General features: G+C 61.6%; 17 protein-coding genes. 5 read left to right on the plus strand and 12 right to left on the minus strand.

Features of this window, described 5'->3' with window-relative positions:
* Positions 1-49: 49 nt before the first annotated feature.
* Positions 50-547 (plus strand): outer membrane protein assembly factor BamE, encoded by a 498-nt coding sequence (locus tag ACWPVA_RS09600; protein WP_454287461.1) that lies wholly within the window; start codon positions 50-52, stop codon positions 545-547.
* Positions 548-628: 81 nt separating this feature from the next.
* Here the strand turns inward: ACWPVA_RS09600 and ACWPVA_RS09605 are convergent, their stop codons facing one another.
* The 4 genes from ACWPVA_RS09605 to ACWPVA_RS09620 all read right to left on the minus strand — a co-directional run bounded on the left by ACWPVA_RS09605 (position 629) and on the right by ACWPVA_RS09620 (position 5,106).
* Positions 629-2,767, minus strand: a complete 2,139-nt coding sequence (locus ACWPVA_RS09605; protein ID WP_454287462.1) for a sodium-translocating pyrophosphatase — start codon at positions 2,765-2,767, stop codon at positions 629-631.
* A gap of 149 nt (positions 2,768-2,916) precedes the next feature.
* Positions 2,917-4,146 carry an MFS transporter gene (locus tag ACWPVA_RS09610; RefSeq protein ID WP_454287463.1) on the minus strand — a complete coding sequence of 410 codons (1,230 nt, stop codon included), beginning with the start codon at positions 4,144-4,146 and terminating at the stop codon, positions 2,917-2,919.
* A gap of 16 nt (positions 4,147-4,162) precedes the next feature.
* Complete coding sequence (gene nusB, locus ACWPVA_RS09615; RefSeq protein WP_454287464.1) at positions 4,163-4,642, minus strand: transcription antitermination factor NusB; 480 nt, start codon at positions 4,640-4,642, stop codon at positions 4,163-4,165.
* Positions 4,643-4,647: 5 nt separating this feature from the next.
* On the minus strand, positions 4,648-5,106 hold the full coding sequence (locus tag ACWPVA_RS09620) for a 6,7-dimethyl-8-ribityllumazine synthase (protein WP_454287465.1): 459 nt from the start codon (positions 5,104-5,106) through the stop codon (positions 4,648-4,650).
* 345 nt (positions 5,107-5,451) lie between these two features.
* Between ACWPVA_RS09620 and ACWPVA_RS09625 the strand changes: the two genes are divergently transcribed.
* Positions 5,452-6,357 carry a hypothetical protein gene (locus ACWPVA_RS09625; RefSeq protein WP_454287466.1) on the plus strand — a complete coding sequence of 302 codons (906 nt, stop codon included), beginning with the start codon at positions 5,452-5,454 and terminating at the stop codon, positions 6,355-6,357.
* 68 nt (positions 6,358-6,425) lie between these two features.
* On the opposite strand, the gene ribD is transcribed toward ACWPVA_RS09625, so the two are convergent.
* The 6 genes from ribD to ACWPVA_RS09655 form a co-directional block, all read right to left on the minus strand.
* Positions 6,426-7,544 (minus strand): bifunctional diaminohydroxyphosphoribosylaminopyrimidine deaminase/5-amino-6-(5-phosphoribosylamino)uracil reductase RibD, encoded by a 1,119-nt coding sequence (gene ribD / locus ACWPVA_RS09630; RefSeq protein WP_454287467.1) that lies wholly within the window; start codon positions 7,542-7,544, stop codon positions 6,426-6,428.
* 3 nt (positions 7,545-7,547) lie between these two features.
* Positions 7,548-8,024, minus strand: a complete 477-nt coding sequence (nrdR, locus tag ACWPVA_RS09635; protein WP_454287468.1) for a transcriptional regulator NrdR — start codon at positions 8,022-8,024, stop codon at positions 7,548-7,550.
* Positions 8,025-8,033: 9 nt separating this feature from the next.
* The gene (gene glyA, locus ACWPVA_RS09640; protein WP_454287469.1) at positions 8,034-9,323 is read right to left on the minus strand and encodes a serine hydroxymethyltransferase; all 1,290 of its coding nucleotides are present in this window, start codon (positions 9,321-9,323) and stop codon (positions 8,034-8,036) included.
* 240 nt (positions 9,324-9,563) lie between these two features.
* Positions 9,564-10,892 carry a L,D-transpeptidase family protein gene (locus ACWPVA_RS09645; RefSeq protein ID WP_454287470.1) on the minus strand — a complete coding sequence of 443 codons (1,329 nt, stop codon included), beginning with the start codon at positions 10,890-10,892 and terminating at the stop codon, positions 9,564-9,566.
* Positions 10,893-11,260: 368 nt separating this feature from the next.
* Positions 11,261-11,770 (minus strand): transcriptional regulator LdtR, encoded by a 510-nt coding sequence (gene ldtR, locus ACWPVA_RS09650; RefSeq protein ID WP_454287471.1) that lies wholly within the window; start codon positions 11,768-11,770, stop codon positions 11,261-11,263.
* 128 nt (positions 11,771-11,898) lie between these two features.
* On the minus strand, positions 11,899-12,336 hold the full coding sequence (locus tag ACWPVA_RS09655; protein ID WP_454287472.1) for a DUF6163 family protein: 438 nt from the start codon (positions 12,334-12,336) through the stop codon (positions 11,899-11,901).
* 132 nt (positions 12,337-12,468) lie between these two features.
* Between ACWPVA_RS09655 and hemB the strand changes: the two genes are divergently transcribed.
* From hemB to ACWPVA_RS09670, 3 genes are all read left to right on the plus strand, one after another.
* Positions 12,469-13,485, plus strand: coding sequence for a porphobilinogen synthase (hemB, locus tag ACWPVA_RS09660; RefSeq protein ID WP_454287473.1), 1,017 nt, complete (start codon positions 12,469-12,471; stop codon positions 13,483-13,485).
* A gap of 75 nt (positions 13,486-13,560) precedes the next feature.
* Positions 13,561-14,019 carry an RDD family protein gene (locus ACWPVA_RS09665; protein WP_454287474.1) on the plus strand — a complete coding sequence of 153 codons (459 nt, stop codon included), beginning with the start codon at positions 13,561-13,563 and terminating at the stop codon, positions 14,017-14,019.
* A gap of 157 nt (positions 14,020-14,176) precedes the next feature.
* On the plus strand, positions 14,177-14,953 hold the full coding sequence (locus ACWPVA_RS09670; protein WP_454287475.1) for an arginyltransferase: 777 nt from the start codon (positions 14,177-14,179) through the stop codon (positions 14,951-14,953).
* 38 nt (positions 14,954-14,991) lie between these two features.
* Here ACWPVA_RS09670 and ACWPVA_RS09675 read toward each other — a convergent pair whose 3' ends face one another.
* Entirely contained in the window at positions 14,992-16,092 is a 1,101-nt protein-coding gene (locus ACWPVA_RS09675) for an Acg family FMN-binding oxidoreductase (protein WP_454287476.1), read from the minus strand.
* Positions 16,093-16,227: 135 nt separating this feature from the next.
* Positions 16,228-18,504, minus strand: a complete 2,277-nt coding sequence (gene parC / locus ACWPVA_RS09680) for a DNA topoisomerase IV subunit A (protein ID WP_454287477.1) — start codon at positions 18,502-18,504, stop codon at positions 16,228-16,230.
* Between the last annotated feature and the right edge of the window lie 116 nt (positions 18,505-18,620).

Raw genomic sequence — 18,620 nt, forward strand, 5'->3', positions numbered from 1 at the left:
ATCAGATTGCGGCGACCCGGTCGGGTGGCCTCGTAGAGTCATTGGAGACGTGTGGTTGGAAATGCGGTATCTCGGATCGGACAGAAAAGTTCTCGGCTGCACTGCCCTCGCCCTCGCCCTTTCGGTAGCCAGCCTCTCCGGTTGCACCACCTCCGAGGTCTTCCATAACGGATATGTCGTCGACCAGGACGCGCTCGAACTGGTACCGGTCGGCTCAAGCCGCGAGCAGGTACTGCTATCGCTCGGCACCCCGTCGACCACAGCCACCTTCGACGGCGAGGTCTTCTATTACATTTCCCAGAAGCGCACCCGTTCGGTCGCCTTCATGAAACAGAAGCTGGTCGAACAACAGATCCTGGCGATCTATTTCGACAAGGACGGCGTCGTCGCCCAGCGCGCCAACTACACTATGAAGGACGGCAAAGTCTTCGACATGATCTCGCGCACGACGCCCACGGGTGGCAAGGATCTTACCTTCCTGCAGCAAATCCTCTCCGGCGGCGGCGGCGCGGCCAACAGCGTCAAGAACATCCTCGGCGGCCTGTAACAACTGCCCTCCAATAGACAAGAAAACCGCGGAAGCCTGCTCCCGCGGTTTTTTGTTTATCCAGCGATTGCTCGCCCGGCGTCAGCCGGCCAGAACGGCAAGCAGCAGCAGAGCAACGATATTGGTGATCTTGATCGCCGGGTTGACGGCCGGGCCTGCGGTATCCTTGTAGGGATCGCCGACGGTATCGCCCGTCACCGATGCCTTATGCGCGTCCGAGCCCTTCAGATGCTTGACACCGTCTTTGTCGACGAAGCCATCCTCGAAGCTCTTCTTGGCATTGTCCCAGGCACCACCGCCCGAGGTCATGGAAATCGCCACGAACAGGCCGTTGACGATGACGCCGAGCAGCGAGGCGCCGAGCGCCGCAAAGGCCGAGGCCTTGGAGCCCGAGAGCAGCAGCACGCCGAAATAGACGACGAGCGGAGCGAGGACCGGCAGCAGCGAGGGGACGATCATTTCCCGGATCGCAGCCTTGGTCAGAATGTCGACGGCGCGGCCGTAGTCCGGCTTGACCGTTCCCAGCATGATGCCTGGGTTTTCCCGGAACTGGCGGCGAACTTCCTCGACGATCGAACCGGCTGCACGACCGACCGCGGTCATGGCGATGCCACCGAACAGGTAGGGGATAAGACCGCCGAAGATCAGGCCGGCCACCACGTAAGGGTTTGACAGGCTGAACGAGATGTCGCCCATGTTGGCGAAGTACGGATATTTATCGCTGTTGGCGGCAAAGAACTGCAAGTCGTTGGAATAGGCGGCAAACAGCACCAGTGCGCCGAGACCTGCCGAACCAATCGCGTAGCCCTTGGTGACGGCCTTGGTCGTGTTGCCGACCGCATCGAGCGCATCAGTCGACTTGCGGACTTCGGACGGCAGGCCGGCCATTTCGGCAATGCCGCCGGCATTGTCGGTGACCGGACCGAAGGCGTCGAGCGCCACGATCATGCCGGCCAGGCCGAGCATGGTGGTGACAGCAATCGCCGTCCCGAACAGGCCGGCAAGCTGGTAGGTCGAGATGATCCCGCCGACGATGACGATCGCCGGGAGTGCCGTCGACTCCAGCGAGACGGCAAGGCCCTGGATCACGTTGGTGCCGTGGCCGGTGACGGAGGCCTGGGCGATCGAGTTGACCGGCCGCTTGTTGGTGCCGGTGTAGTATTCGGTGATGACGACGATTAGCGCGGTGACCACGAGGCCGAGAATGCCGCAGATGAACAGGTTCCAGCCGGTGATGTCCATGCCGGCGACGGTACCGATGGAACCCCAGCCGACGGTGAACGAGGTGGCCGCGGCGAGGCCTATGATCGAAAGCCCTCCGGTGACGATGAGGCCCTTGTAAAGGGCGCCCATGATCGAGCCATTGGTACCGAGCTTGACGAAGAAGGTACCAATGATCGAAGTGATGATGCAGGCGCCGCAAATGGCGAGCGGATAGACCATCACGCTTTCGAGGACCGGCGCACCGGCGAAGAAGATCGCTGCGAGCACCATCGTCGCGACGACCGTCACCGCATAGGTCTCGAACAGGTCGGCGGCCATGCCGGCGCAGTCGCCGACATTGTCGCCGACGTTGTCGGCAATCGTCGCCGGGTTGCGCGGATCGTCTTCCGGAATGCCGGCTTCGACCTTGCCGACCAGGTCGCCGCCGACGTCCGCGCCCTTGGTGAAGATGCCGCCGCCGAGACGGGCAAAAATCGAGATCAGCGAGGCACCAAAGCCGAGCGCGACGAGCGAGTTGATCACTTCGCGCGATCCGCCCTCATGGCCAAGCACCACGGTCAGGATATAGTAGTAGATCGACACGCCGAGCAGCGCGAGACCAGCCACCAGCATACCGGTGATGGCGCCCGACTTGAAGGCGATGTCGAGACCGGCGGCAAGGCTCTGTGACGAAGCCTGGGCGGTGCGAACATTGGCGCGGACCGAGACGTGCATGCCGATAAAGCCGGCAGCACCGGACAGAACCGCGCCGATCAGGAAGCCGATCGCTGCGGCAGCAGAAAGCAGCAACCAGGTTGCGATGAAGACGACGACGCCGACAATGGCAATGGTAAGGTACTGGCGCGCAAGGTAGGCCTGCGCCCCTTCACGAATATAACCCGCAATTTCCTGCATGCGAGCATTGCCCTGATCGGCGGCAAGCACCGAGCGCGTCGCCCAGACCGCATAGACCACTGAAAGCAAACCGCAAAATATGACGCCTAAAAGCACTGTCATTCGCAATACCTCCCGTATTGCCCGCGCCTCACTCCCCGCGGGCGGTGACGTCCGGCTCGGCCCCTCCTCCGGAAGCTGCCCGACTTGCGGCGAGATTGCGTTGCGGATTCCCTAACGTCAAGCCCCGGACGTATCGCAGGAAAAAGGCGTCAGCTACGCTCCTTGCGCGCGGCGGCACGCATTTGCAGGACGATCAGGATCAGGCAGACAATGGTCACGGGCCAGATCACGAGGTTCATCACGGACCAGCCGAAGGCCGAGAAGACCTTGCCCGAGGAAAAGGACGAAAGAGCCACGGTGCCAAACAGGATGATGTCGTGGAAACCCTGGACCTTGTCGGCCTCATGCGCGCGATAGCTCGAGGCGACGATCGCGGTTGCGCCGATGAAGCCGAAATTCCAGCCAATGCCGAGCAGCACCAGGGCGAGCCAGAAATTCCACAGCTCGACGCCCATATGCGCGACAATAGCGCAACTCATCAGGATCAGCAGACCAGCAGCGACGACCTTTTCGGTGCCGAAGCGCGAAATCAGCATGCCGGTGAAGAAGCTCGGCGCAAACATCGCGATGACGTGCCACTGGATACCGAGAGTGGCCAGATCGGAGGAAAAGCCGCAGCCGACGACCATGGCCAGCGGCGCGCCAGTCATCATGAAAGTCATCAGGGCGTAGGAACTGATGCCGCAGATCATACCCGTCGCAAAGCGCTGCGTCATGACGATCTCGCTCAGCGGACGCGCCGCCTCGCCATTGACGCCCGTTTTGGAGGAGGCGTCGGGCAGCTTGAGAAAGAAAAGCACGACGATGGCGAGCAGCATGAGCGGAACTAGGCCCATGAATGCACCAGCGAAGGTCACAGGCTCCATCCAATCCTTGAGCCAGATTGCCAGTTGCGGGCCGACGATGGCCGAAACAATGCCGCCGGCGAGGATCCAGGAAATCGCCTTGCCCTTGTAGAAGGTCGGCGACGCATCGGCGGCCGCGAAGCGGATCTTTTGGGTAAAGCCTCCGGAGAGACCGATCAGCAGAAGGCCGAAGGCGAAAAGCCAGAAATCGGAGCGGAAGAGAGCGAGTGCCGCCACGGCCCCGCCAATCGCCCCCATCAGCGCGCCGACCATGAAGCTTTCGCGCCGGCCGAGGAAGCGTGACGCCACGGCAACGACGATGGCGCCGAGCGCGACACCGACATTGAAGCCGGTGAGAGGCGCCGTCGCCAGCGATTTATCGGCGCCAAGCAACTGGAAGCCGGCCAGGCCGCCGACGGAGAAACTCAAGGGAGCCGCCGATCCGAGGATGGCTTGAGCGACCGTCAGGAGGGATACATTACGCTTGGCCGTGCGCAGTTGGCCGTCCAAACCTTGCGACTCGTGAGCGGCCATGACGTGTTTCCCGGAATTATTTCTTGGTGATGCCACGGACCTGCTTGGCGATCCGGTCGAGGACGGCGTTGACGAGCTTCGGCTCCTCGTCCTCGAAGAAGGCGCGAGCGATCTCGACATATTCGGTGACGATGACCGGAACCGGAACGTCCTTGCGCTCCAGCAATTCAAAGGTGCCGGCGCGCAGGATGGCTCGTACCGTCGAATCGATCCGCGAGAGCGCCCAGTCGTCCTGCAGGGCACCAGCGATCATCGGGTCTATAAGCGTCTGGTCACGCACCACGCCGGCGACGATCGAACGGAACCAGGAAGCATCCGCCTTGAGATAGGTATCGCCGTCGACTTCCTGCCCGAGGCGATGGGTCTCGTATTCGCTGACGACCTCCAGCACGCCGGTACCGCCAATATCCATCTGATACAGAGCCTGTACCGCTGCCAGGCGCGCGGCACCCCGCTGGTTGGCTGTCTTGACCGGCTGTTTGTCTTCCGTCGACATGTTCGTCAGTTACCCAGTTTCTTCTTGAGCGCAATCATCGTGAGCGCAGCGCGTGCGGCAAAACCGCCCTTATCCTTGTCTGAGCGGCGCGCGCGCGCCCAGGCCTGCTCTTCGTTTTCAACCGTCAGGATGCCGTTGCCGATCGCGAGGGATTCGGAAACCGCGAGATCCATCAGCGCGCGGGAGGACTCGTTCGAGACGATTTCGAAGTGATAGGTTTCTCCGCGGATGACCATGCCGAGCGCTACGAAGCCGTCATAGTGCACACCCTCTTCGTCGGCGGCATCAAGTGCTATCGAGATCGCCGGCGGGATTTCTAGGGCACCCGGCACGGTCACAACATCATAGGTCGCACCCGCTTCGTCGAGGGTTGCCTTGGCGCCATCAAGCAGGGCATCGGACATGTCGTCATAAAACCGAGCCTCAACGATCAGGAGATGCGGTGCAGATTTGTTCTTAGCCATGATCTCGACCCCGGTTTTCAGGAGAATTCGGCGCAATGCCGGATGAAGCGCGGTCAAACCACGGCGCACCGGGCTTGGCAAGTGTTTTTCCGCCAGAGCGCTTCGAAGGGGCCCGCGCTCCCTGCAAATGACAGCCGGATACCGTCCTTGTCACAGCCGGGGAACAAAAAACGCCAGCCAGTGTTCTACCGAGGACCGCCGCGTCGGGTCGTGGGCGGGAAACAAACTCGAATTCGGCAAGTCCGACAGGAGGTATATCATGGGTCGCGGTATTCTGCTTTGGTTTCTCGGGGTTCCGATCCCGCTCATCATTCTGATCATGCTGTTCTGGCGCTAGGAGGCAGGATGTCCATTCCCGTCGCGCCCTCCCCCGCGTTGATGCCGATCGAATCCTCGGCATCCGCAGTCTCCCTGAGGTCGATCTTCGCCGGTGCGCTTGCCGCTTCAGCCATCACCCTCATTCTCACCCTGATAGGTTCCGGCCTCGGCCTCACCATGGTCTCGCCTTGGGCAGGCGAGAGCGTCTCGCTTGAAGCCATCGGCTGGACCACCGTGGTCTGGCTGATCCTCGTCCAATGGCTGTCAGCCGGGTTCGGTGGCTACCTCACCGGTCGTTTGCGCACGAAATGGGTCGGCGTCCACACAGATGAGGTCTTCTTTCGCGACACGGCCCATGGTTTCCTGTCCTGGGCGCTTGCAACGCTTCTCGTTGTGGGTCTCCTCGGGTCTGTGTTCAGCTCCGTTGCGGGAACAGTCGCCAGCGCCACGGCTTCTGCGGCAAGCGCAGCCGGCGCCGCTGGCATTGCCTCCGCCTCGAGCACCCAGGACGAAGGGGCCGGTTTCTCGGTCAACTATTTCGCCGACGCCATCCTGCGCCCGGCCGATCCGGCAACTCCGCCCGCGGTACAGAGCGACGAACGTGTCACGGCAGAGGTGTCGCGGATCCTCGTCAATGGCGCCATTCGCGGGGAAATGCCGGCCGATGACCGCGCCTATCTGGATCGTGTCGTCGCGTCGCGGACCGGTCTTTCGGAAGCGGATGCGAAGGTCCGGGTTGACCAGACGCTGGCCAACATCGAGACGGCCAAAACCGAAGCTCAGGAAGCGGTGGACACCGCCAAGCAGGCGGCCACTGCCATGGCGCTCGCCGGAGCCGTTTCGCTCATGATTGGCGCCTTCATCGCCTCTGTAGCGGCAGCCCTGGGAGGCCGCCAGCGAGACGAGGAAGAAGACCTGATCGCTATGGTCTGAGATCATTGGCACCAGGAAAAGAGCAGAGCCCGGCTGTCGACGTAGCCGGGCTCTTTATTTTTGACGCATCAAGCTCGTTCAAAGACATCCAGTCGATCCGGTCCGAAGCGTAACGAGTGCAGGGCACGGAATGCCGGCGGAATTGATTCCAGTGTCACGGGCGCGGCGATTCCGTCGTCGCCCACGACCACATCACCTCGGTAGAACTGGATCTCATCGACAAGATCAGCGGCGAGGAAATCGGCGGCAACGCGCGCCCCGCCCTCGACGACGAGCGACGAAATGCCCCGACTGGCGAGGGCGAAAAGCAGGCTCTCGAGATTCGACGCTTCCAGCACCTCCACGCCCCTCGCCGCAAGCGCTGCTCGTCGCGTCGCCAGAGCGTCGACGCCTTGCCCGCCTTCGCCGCTTCTAGATACGGCCACTTGCGGCGCATCGCAGACAACGATCAGCGGAATATCCCGCGCTGTTTGCACGAGCTTCGAAGTTAATGGCAGAGCCAGATCGCGGTCGAGAACGATACGGACCGGAGAGCGTTGTTCCAGCCCTTCGAGACGAACGGTGAGCTCGGGATCATCGGCCCGTGCAGTGCCGATGCCGACAAGGATCGCATCTGTCTCGGCCCGCAGAAGCTGCACCTGACGTCGGGCGAGTGGTCCCGTAATGGCCACCTGGCCGTTGCCCTTCCGGCCGATCATGCCGTCGGCCGAAACGGCGAGCTTTAGAATCACATAGGGGCGGCCCTTCGTCTGGCGGGTGAGATAGCCCGCAAGTGCCCGGCGAGCCTCGGCCTCGAGAACTCCCATTGTCACCTCGATCCCGGCATCCTGCAACATCCGAAGGCCCCGGCCCGACACGCGCTCGTCCGGATCGGTGACCGCAACGACAGCGCGGGCGATACCCGCCGCGATAAATGCGTCGGCGCATGGTGGGGTCTTGCCGTGATGTGAACAGGGCTCAAGGCTGACATAGGCGGTCGCCCCCCTCGCCTGTTCGCCTGCTTCGGCCAGCGCCTGCGGCTCGGCATGCGGCCGGCCACCCTTGGCGGTAACACCACGGCCGACGATTACACCGTCCTTGACGATCAGGCAGCCGACTGAGGGATTGGTACCCGTTTGCCCAAGGTGACGCAGGGACAGTTCGATGGCCTCCGCCATGAAGCGCGCGTCATCTGCCGCTCCGGGCATGGTTCACTCCACGCCGCTATCGCGAGAGATCTTGGCGTTGATCTCAGCGATGACGTTCTCGAAATCCTCGGCATGGGAGAAGTCGCGATAGACCGAGGCGTAGCGCACGAAGCCCACATCGTCGAGGCTTTTCAGCGCCTCAAGCACCTGGATCCCTATCTCTTCCGAGGAGATTTCCGACTCGCCAGAGCTTTCCAGACGGCGGACGATACCGGATACCGCGCGCTCGATACGCTCATTGTCGACCGGCCGCTTTCTCAGTGCGATCTGGAAGGAACGCACCAGCTTGTTGCGGTCGAACAGGACCTTGCGGCCCGTCTTCTTGACCACCATCAGTTCACGCAGTTGAACGCGCTCGAAAGTGGTGAACCGTCCGCCGCAGTCCGGGCAGATGCGCCGCCGGCGGATGGAGGTATTATCCTCCGCCGGGCGCGAATCCTTGACCTGAGTGTCTTCCGAACCGCAGAACGGGCAGCGCATGCACTTTCCTTACATGTATGGATACATCGGGAAGCGCTCGGTGAGCTTGATCACCTTCTCGCGCACCGCTGCCTCGACAACGGCGTTGCCCTCATCGGAATTGGCGACTTTCAGGCCGTCAAGGACTTCGACAATGAGGTTGCCGATTTCCTTGAACTCGGCTTCCTTGAAGCCGCGGGTCGTACCGGCCGGCGTGCCGAGGCGTACCCCGGAGGTGACGAAGGGCTTTTCCGGATCGAAGGGGATGCCATTCTTGTTGCAGGTGACGTAGGCGCGGCCGAGGGCGGCTTCCGCACGCTTGCCGGTGGCGTTCTTCTTGCGAAGGTCGACGAGCATCAGATGGTTGTCGGTGCCGCCCGAAACGATGTCGAGGCCGCCGGCAACCAGCGTCTCGGACAGCGCCTTGGCGTTCTTGACGATCTGGGCGGCGTAGTCCTGGAACTCCGGCTGCAGCGCTTCGCCGAAGGCGACCGCCTTGGCGGCGATGACGTGCATCAGCGGACCGCCCTGGAGACCGGGGAAGACGGCCGAGTTGAACTTCTTCGCCAGATCTTCGTCATTGGTGAGGATCATGCCGCCGCGCGGACCACGCAGCGACTTGTGGGTCGTGGTGGTGGCGACGTGGCAATGCGGGAACGGCGACGGATGCTGGTTGCCGGCGACCAGGCCGGCGATGTGGGCCATGTCGACCATCAGCCAGGCGCCGACTTCATCGGCGATCTCGCGGAAGCGCTTCCAGTCCCAGATGCGGGAATAGGCGGTGCCGCCGGCGATGATGAGCTTCGGCTTGTGCTTGCGGGCGCTTTCGGCAACCGCGTCCATGTCCAGCAAGTTGTCGCCTTCGCGAACGCCGTAGGAGACGACGTTGAACCATTTGCCGGACATGTTGACCGGCGAACCATGCGTCAGGTGACCGCCCGAGTTGAGATCAAGGCCCATGAAGGTGTCGCCCGGCTGCAAGAGTGCCAGGAACACGGCCTGGTTCATCTGCGAGCCCGAGTTCGGCTGGACGTTGGCGAAGTTGACGCCGAACAGCTTCTTGGCGCGCTCGATCGCCAGTTCCTCGGCGATGTCGACGAACTGGCAGCCGCCGTAATAGCGCTTGCCCGGATAGCCCTCGGCATACTTGTTGGTCATGATCGAGCCCTGCGCCTCGAGAACGGCGCGCGACACGATGTTTTCCGAGGCGATCAGCTCGATCTCGTGACGCTGGCGACCCAGTTCCTTCTCGATCGCGCCGAAGATTTCCGGATCGGTGTCGGCAAGCGTACGGGAAAAGAAGGCATCGGTGTTCGACATGACTGTGGGCTCCTGACGGTTGATGCCAAGGGGTCTTAGCGCTCCGTCTCGGCAAGGGCAATACGGGACGCGACATTTGCGCATCAAACAGCGCTGCGGCCCTCACATCGTACGTCAGGTCTCTCCTGCAAGGCAGGCGGCGCCAAGGAGAGCATACAAAAGAGGCGGCGACACGCCGGATTCGCCGCCGCCTGTATTCCAGCGCAACCACCCTCGGGGCGGTCGCGCCTTTACGTTCATTTACTGCGGCAGGATATCATCCTCGACCGAACCGGCCGACGTTTCGACGCCGATATTGGTCTGGAGCGCAAGCTGTGCATTGCCGTCCACGGCATAAATGTCATCGCGGAACTGAACGATGTTGTCCATAGACGACCAGGCCGTGATGTAAACCCAGTGCACGCCAACTACGTCCGTCAACAATATCGGCGTGTTGAGGCGGGTCGCAATCACGCGTTCGATCTCCTGGCGGCTCCAGCCGGGTGTATTCTTCAGCAGCCACACGACAAGGTCGCGCACGTTCTGAACACGCACACAGCCCGACGACTCGAAGCGCATAAGCTTGTTGAATAGCCCTTGCTGCGGCGTATCGTGCATGTAGACCGCATGGCTGTTGTGGAAGTTCAGCTTGGTCGAAGACATCGCATTGATCTTGCCCGGGTCCTGACGGAACATCAGGTTCGGCGCCTTTTCCGCATTCCAGTCGATGGTCTCCGGAGCCACCTCGTTACCGCTTCCATCGATCAAACGGATTGCGTTACGAGACAGATAGGTCGGATCCTTGCGCATCAGCGGCATGATATCCTTTTGGATGATCGAGCGCGGGGCGGTCCAATAGGGGTTCAAGATGACTTCATGAATCTTTAAATCAAGGGTCGGCGACGGACGCGAAATCGAGCCGACGATCGCCGTGTTGCGCAGAGCGACCCGGTCGTCCTCAACAGCCTCGACGTAGGCGGCCGGGATATTGACCACGACATAGCGGCGCTCGAACTGCTTGTTCATCATGTCCTGCAGCCGCTGCTGGTTGACGTTCAACTGCATCAATCGCGTATCGGCCGGAACGTTAAGCGCCTTCAAGGTGAATTCGCCAAGCACGCCGTCCTGGGGCAATCCGTGGCGGGCCTGGAAGCGCTTCACGGCGCCATCGACATAGGAATCGAACGAGTTGGACATGCCCGCGGAGCGCGGCAGGTCACCCGAGATCATCAGGCGCTGGCGCAGCTGCTGCACCGACGGATCAATCGCGCCGATCTTGAGCTTGACCGATGGATTGACCTGCGGCCAGCCACCGTTTGCGACGATCGTCTGGTACTCGGTAATGGCCTGCTGAATGTAGATAAAGTTGTTGGCGCTCAGCATCGGCGTATTGGAGGTTACCGCAGCCGCAGTGCGCGATGCCTTGGCGTCGAACTGGTCATCCCAATTGCCCCGCTTCGGTGCACTGATCAGATCGTCAATGGCGGTCTGGGCGGCGGCGTGGCCGGCAATGGCTGCGGCACCAGCTGCTGCGGCACCTGTAAGGAGGGCGCGGCGCGACAAGGCAACGATTCCAGACTTATTCGACATTTTTCCTACCGTTTTCCAGATTGAACAATCCATGCCATTCTTTAGGGCAGCATGGTTAACAAAGGGACGATGAACGCCCTTCGCCGTGACAAACAGCGGCCTCCAGCCCCGAAGGACTGCAGCTTTTGCATGCATGGCGGGTCACATATCAATATGGCCAATTCGTGACTCGGGAACCCTGATCCGGTTCACGAACATGTCATGTAGGGACAGAAATCCAGGCGCGCTTAGGGGGGTGGAAACGTTCGCCCCGGTTGTTCGGCCGCTCACAACGCGAGCAGGCGCCACGGTGGCATTGCTGCCGCCTGACGCCATCTCGTGCTGCCGTATGACTGGAGGAAATACAGCAGAAACAGCTCTCTCGTGGATTAGAGACGATACATGATGCTGTCGTTCCAGAAGCGGTCAAGCCGCTGCAGCAGCTTGTTCATCTGGGTGAACTCGTCGGAACCGATGCCGCCGACCTTCTGGATCGAGCCGATGTGGCGCTCGTAGAGCTTGGCAACGGTCTCGGCGACTTCCTGGCCAGCGTCGGTCAGGCTGATGCGGACCGAGCGTCGGTCGATGCGTGAGCGCTGGTGGTTGATGAAGCCGAGATCAACAAGCTTCTTGACGTTGTAGGAAACGTTGGAGCCGAGATAGTAGCCACGCGAGCGCAGTTCGCCGGCGGTCAGCTCGGAATTGCCGATATTGAAAAGGAGCAGCGCCTGGATGGCATTGACGTCGTTGCGACCCTGACGTTCGAATTCGTCCTTGATGACGTCGAGAAGACGGCGGTGGAGACGTTCAACGAGATGCAGGGATTCGAGATAGAGATTCCGGATCGCGCCTTCCTGGGGATCGAGCGTTGCCGGCTGCGGCTTCATCTTGGTGTTCATGTCGGTCTGCCTCACTGTTTGGTGGCGGCTGTTGTTTTCTCCCGCCTTAATGAGGACCGTATCCAATGCGCATAAAATTCTATTTAAAACGCAGGCTTAACAGAGGCTTACTGAACGCGCACCTGCGATCAGGGTAAATCAACCCTTATCTCCTCGCCCTTGTGGCGCATTTCGAGCCAGAGCGCCAAGCGGAACACCACGTACACGAGAGCGACAAGCGCGTGCATCGTGATCGCCAGTTGGTTGTGCCCGAAGATGTCAGACCAAAGCCAGTACATGAGGACCTGTGCTCCCGCGCCGATCGCCCAGATGACCGCTCCCCAGGATGCAGCCATCCAAAGGCCAAGGGCAGCAACCGGGAAGAGGACGGCGAGGCTACTGCCGGCGACCTTCCAGGGCAGCTCGAGCAGGTCGAAGCGTGCCCGGCCGCCGAGCGAATAGCCGACGAGCATGGCCCAATATTGCAATGCGAACCAAAGGCAGGAGATTGCGACCATCCGCAGAAATACCACGAACAGAATTTCCGTCAGATTGCGCTTGGGCGCACTTTGAGAATCAGGTTCCATTGGGCGAGGATACCCGCAAGCACCATCTCCCCGCCAGCCACCGCCGCGACCAAGCGTCGTCTTCCGCTTTGGCAATCCCTGCCGTAAGTGCTATCCAGCCGCTACTCACGAGACACGAACGAGGACTCCGCCATGCAGGACAAGACACATCTGGTCGACGACATCACCGGTCACCGTCGGATGCGCCGCATCCGCAAGGCCGACTGGACGCGCCGCCTCGTGCAGGAAAACCGCCTGACCGTCGACGATCTGATCTGGCCGATCTTCATCATTCCGGGCGAAAACATCGTCGAACCGATCGCGGCCATGCCGGGCGTCAACCGCTTGACCGTCGACAAGGTCGTCGAAGCGGCCAAGGAAGCGGCCGATCTCGGCATACCCGCGCTGGCCACCTTTCCCAACGTGGAAATGCACTTGCGCGACGAGACGGGCTCGCAAATCCTCGCAGCCAACAACCTCATCAATCGCACCACTGCGGCGATCAAGAAGGCCGTGCCGAACATCGGCGTGATAACCGATGTAGCGCTCGATCCGTTCACCAGCCACGGCCATGATGGCATCCTGCGCGGCAACGAGATCGCCAACGACGAGACCGTCGACCAGATCGTCCGCGCTGCCGTGCTGCAGGCCGATGCCGGTTCCGACATCATCGCGCCCTCCGACATGATGGACGGCCGGATCGGCGCGATCCGCCGCGGCCTGGACGCCGCCGGCCACCATTCGGTCGGCATCATGTCCTACGCCACCAAGTTCGCCTCTTGCTATTACGGCCCCTATCGCGAGGCGATCTCCACCGGCGGACTCCTGAAAGGTGACAAGAAAAGCTACTATATCGACCCTGCCAACGGCACAGAAGCGATGCGCGACGCGGCCCTCGACGTAGAGGAAGGCGCTGACATGCTGATGGTAAAGCCAGGCCTGCCCTATCTCGACATCTGCTGGCGCATGAAGGAAGCCTTCGGGCTGCCGGTCTTTGCCTATCAGGTGTCAGGCGAATACGCGCAGATCAAGGCTGCGGCCGCCAATGGCTGGATCGATGGCGAACGGGCCATGCTCGAGACGCTCCTATGCTTCAAGCGCGCGGGATGTGACGGCATCCTAAGCTATTTTGCCATGGATGTCGCAAAATATCTGGCCAAACAGGGGTGAGGATCGGGCCGGTCGGATTGTATTTCTTCGCTTTCTCCCCATATCCATACTCCGAAACAAATGCGGGAGCCGACGATGACCCTCGATCCGAATCCGATTTACGCCGCACCGGACGACTGGCGCGCCTATAGTGGCGTGCTTTCGCGCCGCATCTTCGCTTTCCTCATCGACTACCTGATCGTCGCGGCACTCTGGGTCCCCGCAGCCGTTCTGGTATTCTTCGTTGGCGTGCTGACGTTGGGGCTCGGTTTCCTGCTTTACCCGATCCTCTTCTTCATTGTCGCCGGCCTATATTTCGGTATGTCGCTCGCGGGCGCCTCGCAAGCCACGCCCGGCATGAAGGCCATGGGCATTGCCATGGTTCGGCTGGACGGCCGACGGATCGATTTCGTTTTGGCAATCGCTCACCTGGCCTTGTTCTGGATCCTCAACTCGGTTGCAACTCCGTTCATCCTGCTCGCCGGCCTGTTTACCGAGCGGTCGCGCCTGGTGCACGACCTCCTGATCGGGACCGCCATAATCCGGACGGCCTGATCCGCTTGCAGCCGACCGATCGCCGTCCCGTCAAGGGCAGGCAAATGGGCGGCTTTCCACCGTCGGCGTCCTCGTCGGCGGAGCAGTGTTGACGTTTTCCAATCTTGCGCCATGCTATTATGATAATTCGTGGCGAAAGGCTTCCGATCGGCGGACGATGAACACCCAAGCTTCCCCTTCTCCGCAATTCTACCTCACTGCCCCGGCGCCGTGCCCATATCTGGCGGGCGAAATGGAGCGAAAGGTCTTCACCCATCTTGTCGGGCCGCGCGCCACAGAAATGAACGACCTGCTGACCCAAGGCGGATTCCGCCGGTCGCAGAACATCGCCTACCGTCCCGCCTGCGAGGGCTGCCGCGCCTGTGTATCGGTCCGCATTCTGGTGGACGAGTTCGAGCCGACCCGCTCCTTCAGGCGCGTGCAGGCAGAGAATCGCGACGTCGTGTCGACCGTTTTTCCCACCCAGCCCTCGACCGAGCAATTCTCACTGTTCCGTACCTACCTCGATCACCGTCATCAGCAGGGCGGCATGTCCGACATGTCGGCGCTCGACTATGCCATCATGGTCGAGGATACGCATGTCCAGACACGGGTGATCGAGTACCGGCTGCGAAGCCCGGGCGACGGCCTCAACCTCCAGCCCAAGGGCGAACTGATTGCTGTGGCGCTCTCCGACCTGATGAGCGACGGCCTGTCCATGGTCTATTCCTTCTTCAATCCGGCGATGGTCAAGCGATCGCTCGGGACATTGATGGTGCTCGACCATGTCAAGCGCGCCAAGACGCTCGGCCTGCCGCATGTCTATCTCGGTTACTGGGTCAGAGGTTCGCACAAGATGGACTACAAGAAACGCTTCCAACCGCAGGAGCATTTGACCAATCAGGGATGGGAACGATACCAGCCGAGCGATGTTGACCGTTCGGACCCGGAATGACGCCATGAAATCATGGCCTTCGCCTGCGAGCCTAAACGTCAGGTGGTGAGTACGGTATCCACCGGACGGCGCGGCGAATAGGGCATTGCCGGCGCACGACCGAAGCGCAGGACGATATCTGTCCTTCGCGCACCGAAGCCCGCCAGTGCGGCCATGTCATCCCGCAATTCCGCCACTTCGACCGGCTGGTTGACGAAGGCGGTCTTCAGGCCGAGCACGGTGGTAGTCAGGCAGAAGCGCTGGCAGGCGCGACCCACGGCGATCCAGCCAGCCGGCCCTTCGTTCCTCGCAGCAAAAACCGCGACACCGGCCGAGCTATCCATGTGACGCGCGTATTTGTCGGCTTCGCTGGCGGGTTTGAACGCCAGATCAAAGGCGATGGGCCCGAGCCATTCGGGCAATGGGGGATTGCCGCTTGCCGGCGCATAGAGCCCGTCGCCCCTCTTCATCGCCGCGGACGGACTGAATCGCAGCCAGTCCTTCAACTCCCGCAAGAACGCGGAGTCGGCCATCTGGAGATCGTTGCCGGCGATGACGATGTCGCGCACCTGATCGATGGTCGACCGCTCCGTGAGAAGAACGACGTCAACACCCTCGATCGCGGCGCTGTTCGACAGCCTTTCGAGATGATCGGAGGTCACCGGTCTTCCGTCATATTCACTGCGGGTTGACTGGCGCAAGGGAATGGCCTGAAACAGTTCAGCGACTGTCGGATCGGTCGTGCCGGGCTGCTGGGAGAAGGAAAAGGTCGCACCGCCCTCACCCTCGACCGCCACTTCGCCGGATCGACCCGTCGCTCTTGCTGCGATCGCCAGATTCTCGATCGCGCATCCGAGGCTGACATAGAGGTGATGATCATCCGGATCGACGACCGGCGTGCGTCGCGTAAAATCCGGCACGACCGCGATGGCTTGCGCGCTCTCGCGAAACAGCCAAGGCTGGGTGTTGTGCCCGCTGGCGGCAAGGGTGGCGTAGCGGATGAGATCGCGGGACGCAGCTGATGGCTTCAGCGGTTCTCGCAACTGCCTGGCGAAGCTAGTGTAGCGATCGGACGCCAGTCTCATTGACAGCATCGCACCCGCCCCGCCAACGGCCATGATCGCCGCACCACCTGTCAGTATCCCGCGCCGTGTCAGCATTGGCTGTCTCCTGAATATCCGCAGGAGAGCATAGAGCGGCAAGACGACACCGCGTTGACCGTGATCAATTTCGTGAGCCAGCGCGACGCGCTTCCTCAAGGATCACACCGTCGCGCTTTCCTGATCCGATCGGGATCAGCCGGAGAACTTGCCGCTTCGCGGGAAACCCTTCGGCACTGTTCGGCCGGCGGCTGCGCGGTCGCCCAGCCATTCGATCAGTTCGTCCTTGTTCTTGGTGAAGACGCGGGCCGCGCTGTCCTCCCAGGTCAGGCCGTCGGCCATGGCAAAGCACTTTATGTCGGCAATGCCGCCATCCTTGTAGCGCTGCAGGCGAACGCCCTTGCCGCGCGTCATTTCCGGGACCTGCTCCAGGGGGAAGACCACCATCTTGCGGTTCTCGCCGACCACTGCGACATGGTCGCCCGAGACCGGCACCACGAGTTTTGTCTCGTCCGGCATGCCGACATTCATCACCTGCTTGCCCTTGCGGGTATTGGCGACGATCTCGTTTTCGGCGACGATGAAGCCGTTTCCGGCGGTCGAGGCGATCAGAAGCTTCCGGTTCGGATCATGGACAAAGGCAGTCAGCACATCCTGATCATTCTCCATATCAATCATGATGCGAAGTGGCTCGCCGTGGCCGCGTCCGCCCGGCAGCTTGTCTCCGCCCAGCGTGTAGACCTTGCCGCCCGTGGTGATGAGCAGGATCTTGTCGGTGGTCTGCGCCGGGAACGCGACACGCAGCGCGTCGCCTTCCTTGAAGGTGAGGCTAGCCGTGTCCGACATGTGCCCCTTCAACGCACGGATCCAGCCCTTTTCGGAGATGACGACGGTGATCGGCTCCTTCTCGATCATCGCCTGCTGGATCGCCTCGACATCCGCGACCGGGGCATTGGAGAAGGTGGTCCGGCGCCGGCCGAGTTCGGTCGCCTTGGCATACTTCTTCTTGACCTCGCCGATCTCCCAGGAAACCGTCTGCCACTGCTTGTCGTCAGAGGCGAGCAGTGACTCGATTTCCGCCTTTTCCGCCGACAGGGCCTCATGCTCCTTGCGGATCTCGAACTCTTCGAGCTTGCGCAAGTTCCTGAGCCGCATGTTGAGGATGGCTTCGGCCTGGTTATCGGTCAGCGTGAACCGCTCGATCAGGAAGGGTTTCGGCTCGTCCTCCTCGCGGATGATGCGGATCACCTCGTCGAGATTGAGATAGGCGATGAGCAGACCGCCAAGAATCTCGAGACGCCGGTCGATCGCCGCCAGCCGGAACTTCGAACGCCGGACGAGCACGTCCTTGCGATGCGCCAGCCACTCGGACAGCACTTCGTTGAGGGCCATCACCCTCGGCACCTTGCCCTGGCTCAGCACGTTCATGTTGAGCGAGATGCGGCTCTCGAGCTCGGTCAGCTTGAACAGCGATTCCATCAGGATGGTCGGATCGACCGTACGGCTCTTTGGCACGAGCACGACACGGACGTCTTCGGCCGATTCGTCCCGGACGTCCTCCAGCAGCGGCAGGCGACGGGCGATCAGCAGTTCGGCGATTTTCTCGATCAGGCGCGACTTCTGCACCTGGAACGGGATCTGCGTGATGACAATCTGGTAGCCGCCGCGGCCGAGATCTTCCGTTTCCCACCGAGCGCGGACGCGGAAACCGCCGCGACCCGTGCGGTAGGTCTCGATCATGCTCTCGCGGCTTTCGACCACGATGCCGCCGGTCGGGAAGTCCGGCCCCTCTATGCCACCCTTCTGCGGATTGGCGGGATCGGCCAGCAATTCCTCGACGGTCGCGCCGGGATTCTTGATCATGTAGAGCGCCGCATCGCAGATCTCGTGCGCATTGTGCGGCGGGATCGACGTCGCCATGCCCACGGCGATACCAGAGGCACCGTTCGCCAGCAGGTTCGGGAAGGCACCTGGGAGAACGACCGGCTCGTCGTCTTCCTCGTTATAGGTCGGGCGGAAGTCGACCGCATCCTGATCGATGCCTTCGAGCAGCAACGCCGCGACGTCAGTCATGCGCGCTTCGGTATATCGGTAGGCCGCAGCCGAGTCGCCGTCGATATTGCCGAAATTGCCCTGCCCGTCGACGACCGGATAACGCTGGGAGAAATCCTGAGCCAGACGCACCAGCGCGTCGTAAACCGACTGGTCGCCGTGCGGGTGGAACTTACCGATGACGTCACCGACAATACGGGCGCATTTCTTGAAGGCCGAGTTCGGGCGGATGCCCATCTCGCTCATCGCGTGGATGATGCGCCGATGCACCGGCTTCAGCCCGTCGCGCACGTCGGGCAGCGCCCGGTGCATGATCGTCGACAAGGCATAGGCGAGATAACGCTCCTCGAGCGCCGCCTTCAGATCGATCGGTTGTATGTGGTCGCCGCCGTCACCGGGCGGAATAAGACTTTTCCCCATGGCTCTCAACTAGACGAGAACACCGTGAACAGCAAGGAATCCCGGCATTCTGGCTGTGGATTACCTGGAGTGTGACAAAGGCCACGGTCCGATGAGCGAACCGCCGCGACCTCAGG

This window comes from Rhizobium arsenicireducens (assembly GCF_964021225.1).

Coding starts and splice junctions, on each gene's coding strand:
- ACWPVA_RS09605 (WP_454287462.1), bottom strand. CDS start 2,767: ATGACAGTGCTTTTAGGCGTCATATTTTGCGGTTTGCTTTCAGTGGTC.
- ldtR (WP_454287471.1), bottom strand. CDS start 11,770: ATGAACACCAAGATGAAGCCGCAGCCGGCAACGCTCGATCCCCAGGAA.
- ACWPVA_RS09665 (WP_454287474.1), top strand. CDS start 13,561: ATGACCCTCGATCCGAATCCGATTTACGCCGCACCGGACGACTGGCGC.
- ribD (WP_454287467.1), bottom strand. CDS start 7,544: ATGCCCGGAGCGGCAGATGACGCGCGCTTCATGGCGGAGGCCATCGAA.
- nusB (WP_454287464.1), bottom strand. CDS start 4,642: ATGTCGACGGAAGACAAACAGCCGGTCAAGACAGCCAACCAGCGGGGT.
- glyA (WP_454287469.1), bottom strand. CDS start 9,323: ATGTCGAACACCGATGCCTTCTTTTCCCGTACGCTTGCCGACACCGAT.
- ACWPVA_RS09675 (WP_454287476.1), bottom strand. CDS start 16,092: ATGCTGACACGGCGCGGGATACTGACAGGTGGTGCGGCGATCATGGCC.
- parC (WP_454287477.1), bottom strand. CDS start 18,504: ATGGGGAAAAGTCTTATTCCGCCCGGTGACGGCGGCGACCACATACAA.
- ACWPVA_RS09610 (WP_454287463.1), bottom strand. CDS start 4,146: ATGGCCGCTCACGAGTCGCAAGGTTTGGACGGCCAACTGCGCACGGCC.
- ACWPVA_RS09655 (WP_454287472.1), bottom strand. CDS start 12,336: ATGGAACCTGATTCTCAAAGTGCGCCCAAGCGCAATCTGACGGAAATT.
- ACWPVA_RS09625 (WP_454287466.1), top strand. CDS start 5,452: ATGTCCATTCCCGTCGCGCCCTCCCCCGCGTTGATGCCGATCGAATCC.
- nrdR (WP_454287468.1), bottom strand. CDS start 8,024: ATGCGCTGCCCGTTCTGCGGTTCGGAAGACACTCAGGTCAAGGATTCG.
- ACWPVA_RS09645 (WP_454287470.1), bottom strand. CDS start 10,892: ATGTCGAATAAGTCTGGAATCGTTGCCTTGTCGCGCCGCGCCCTCCTT.
- ACWPVA_RS09670 (WP_454287475.1), top strand. CDS start 14,177: ATGAACACCCAAGCTTCCCCTTCTCCGCAATTCTACCTCACTGCCCCG.
- hemB (WP_454287473.1), top strand. CDS start 12,469: ATGCAGGACAAGACACATCTGGTCGACGACATCACCGGTCACCGTCGG.
- ACWPVA_RS09620 (WP_454287465.1), bottom strand. CDS start 5,106: ATGGCTAAGAACAAATCTGCACCGCATCTCCTGATCGTTGAGGCTCGG.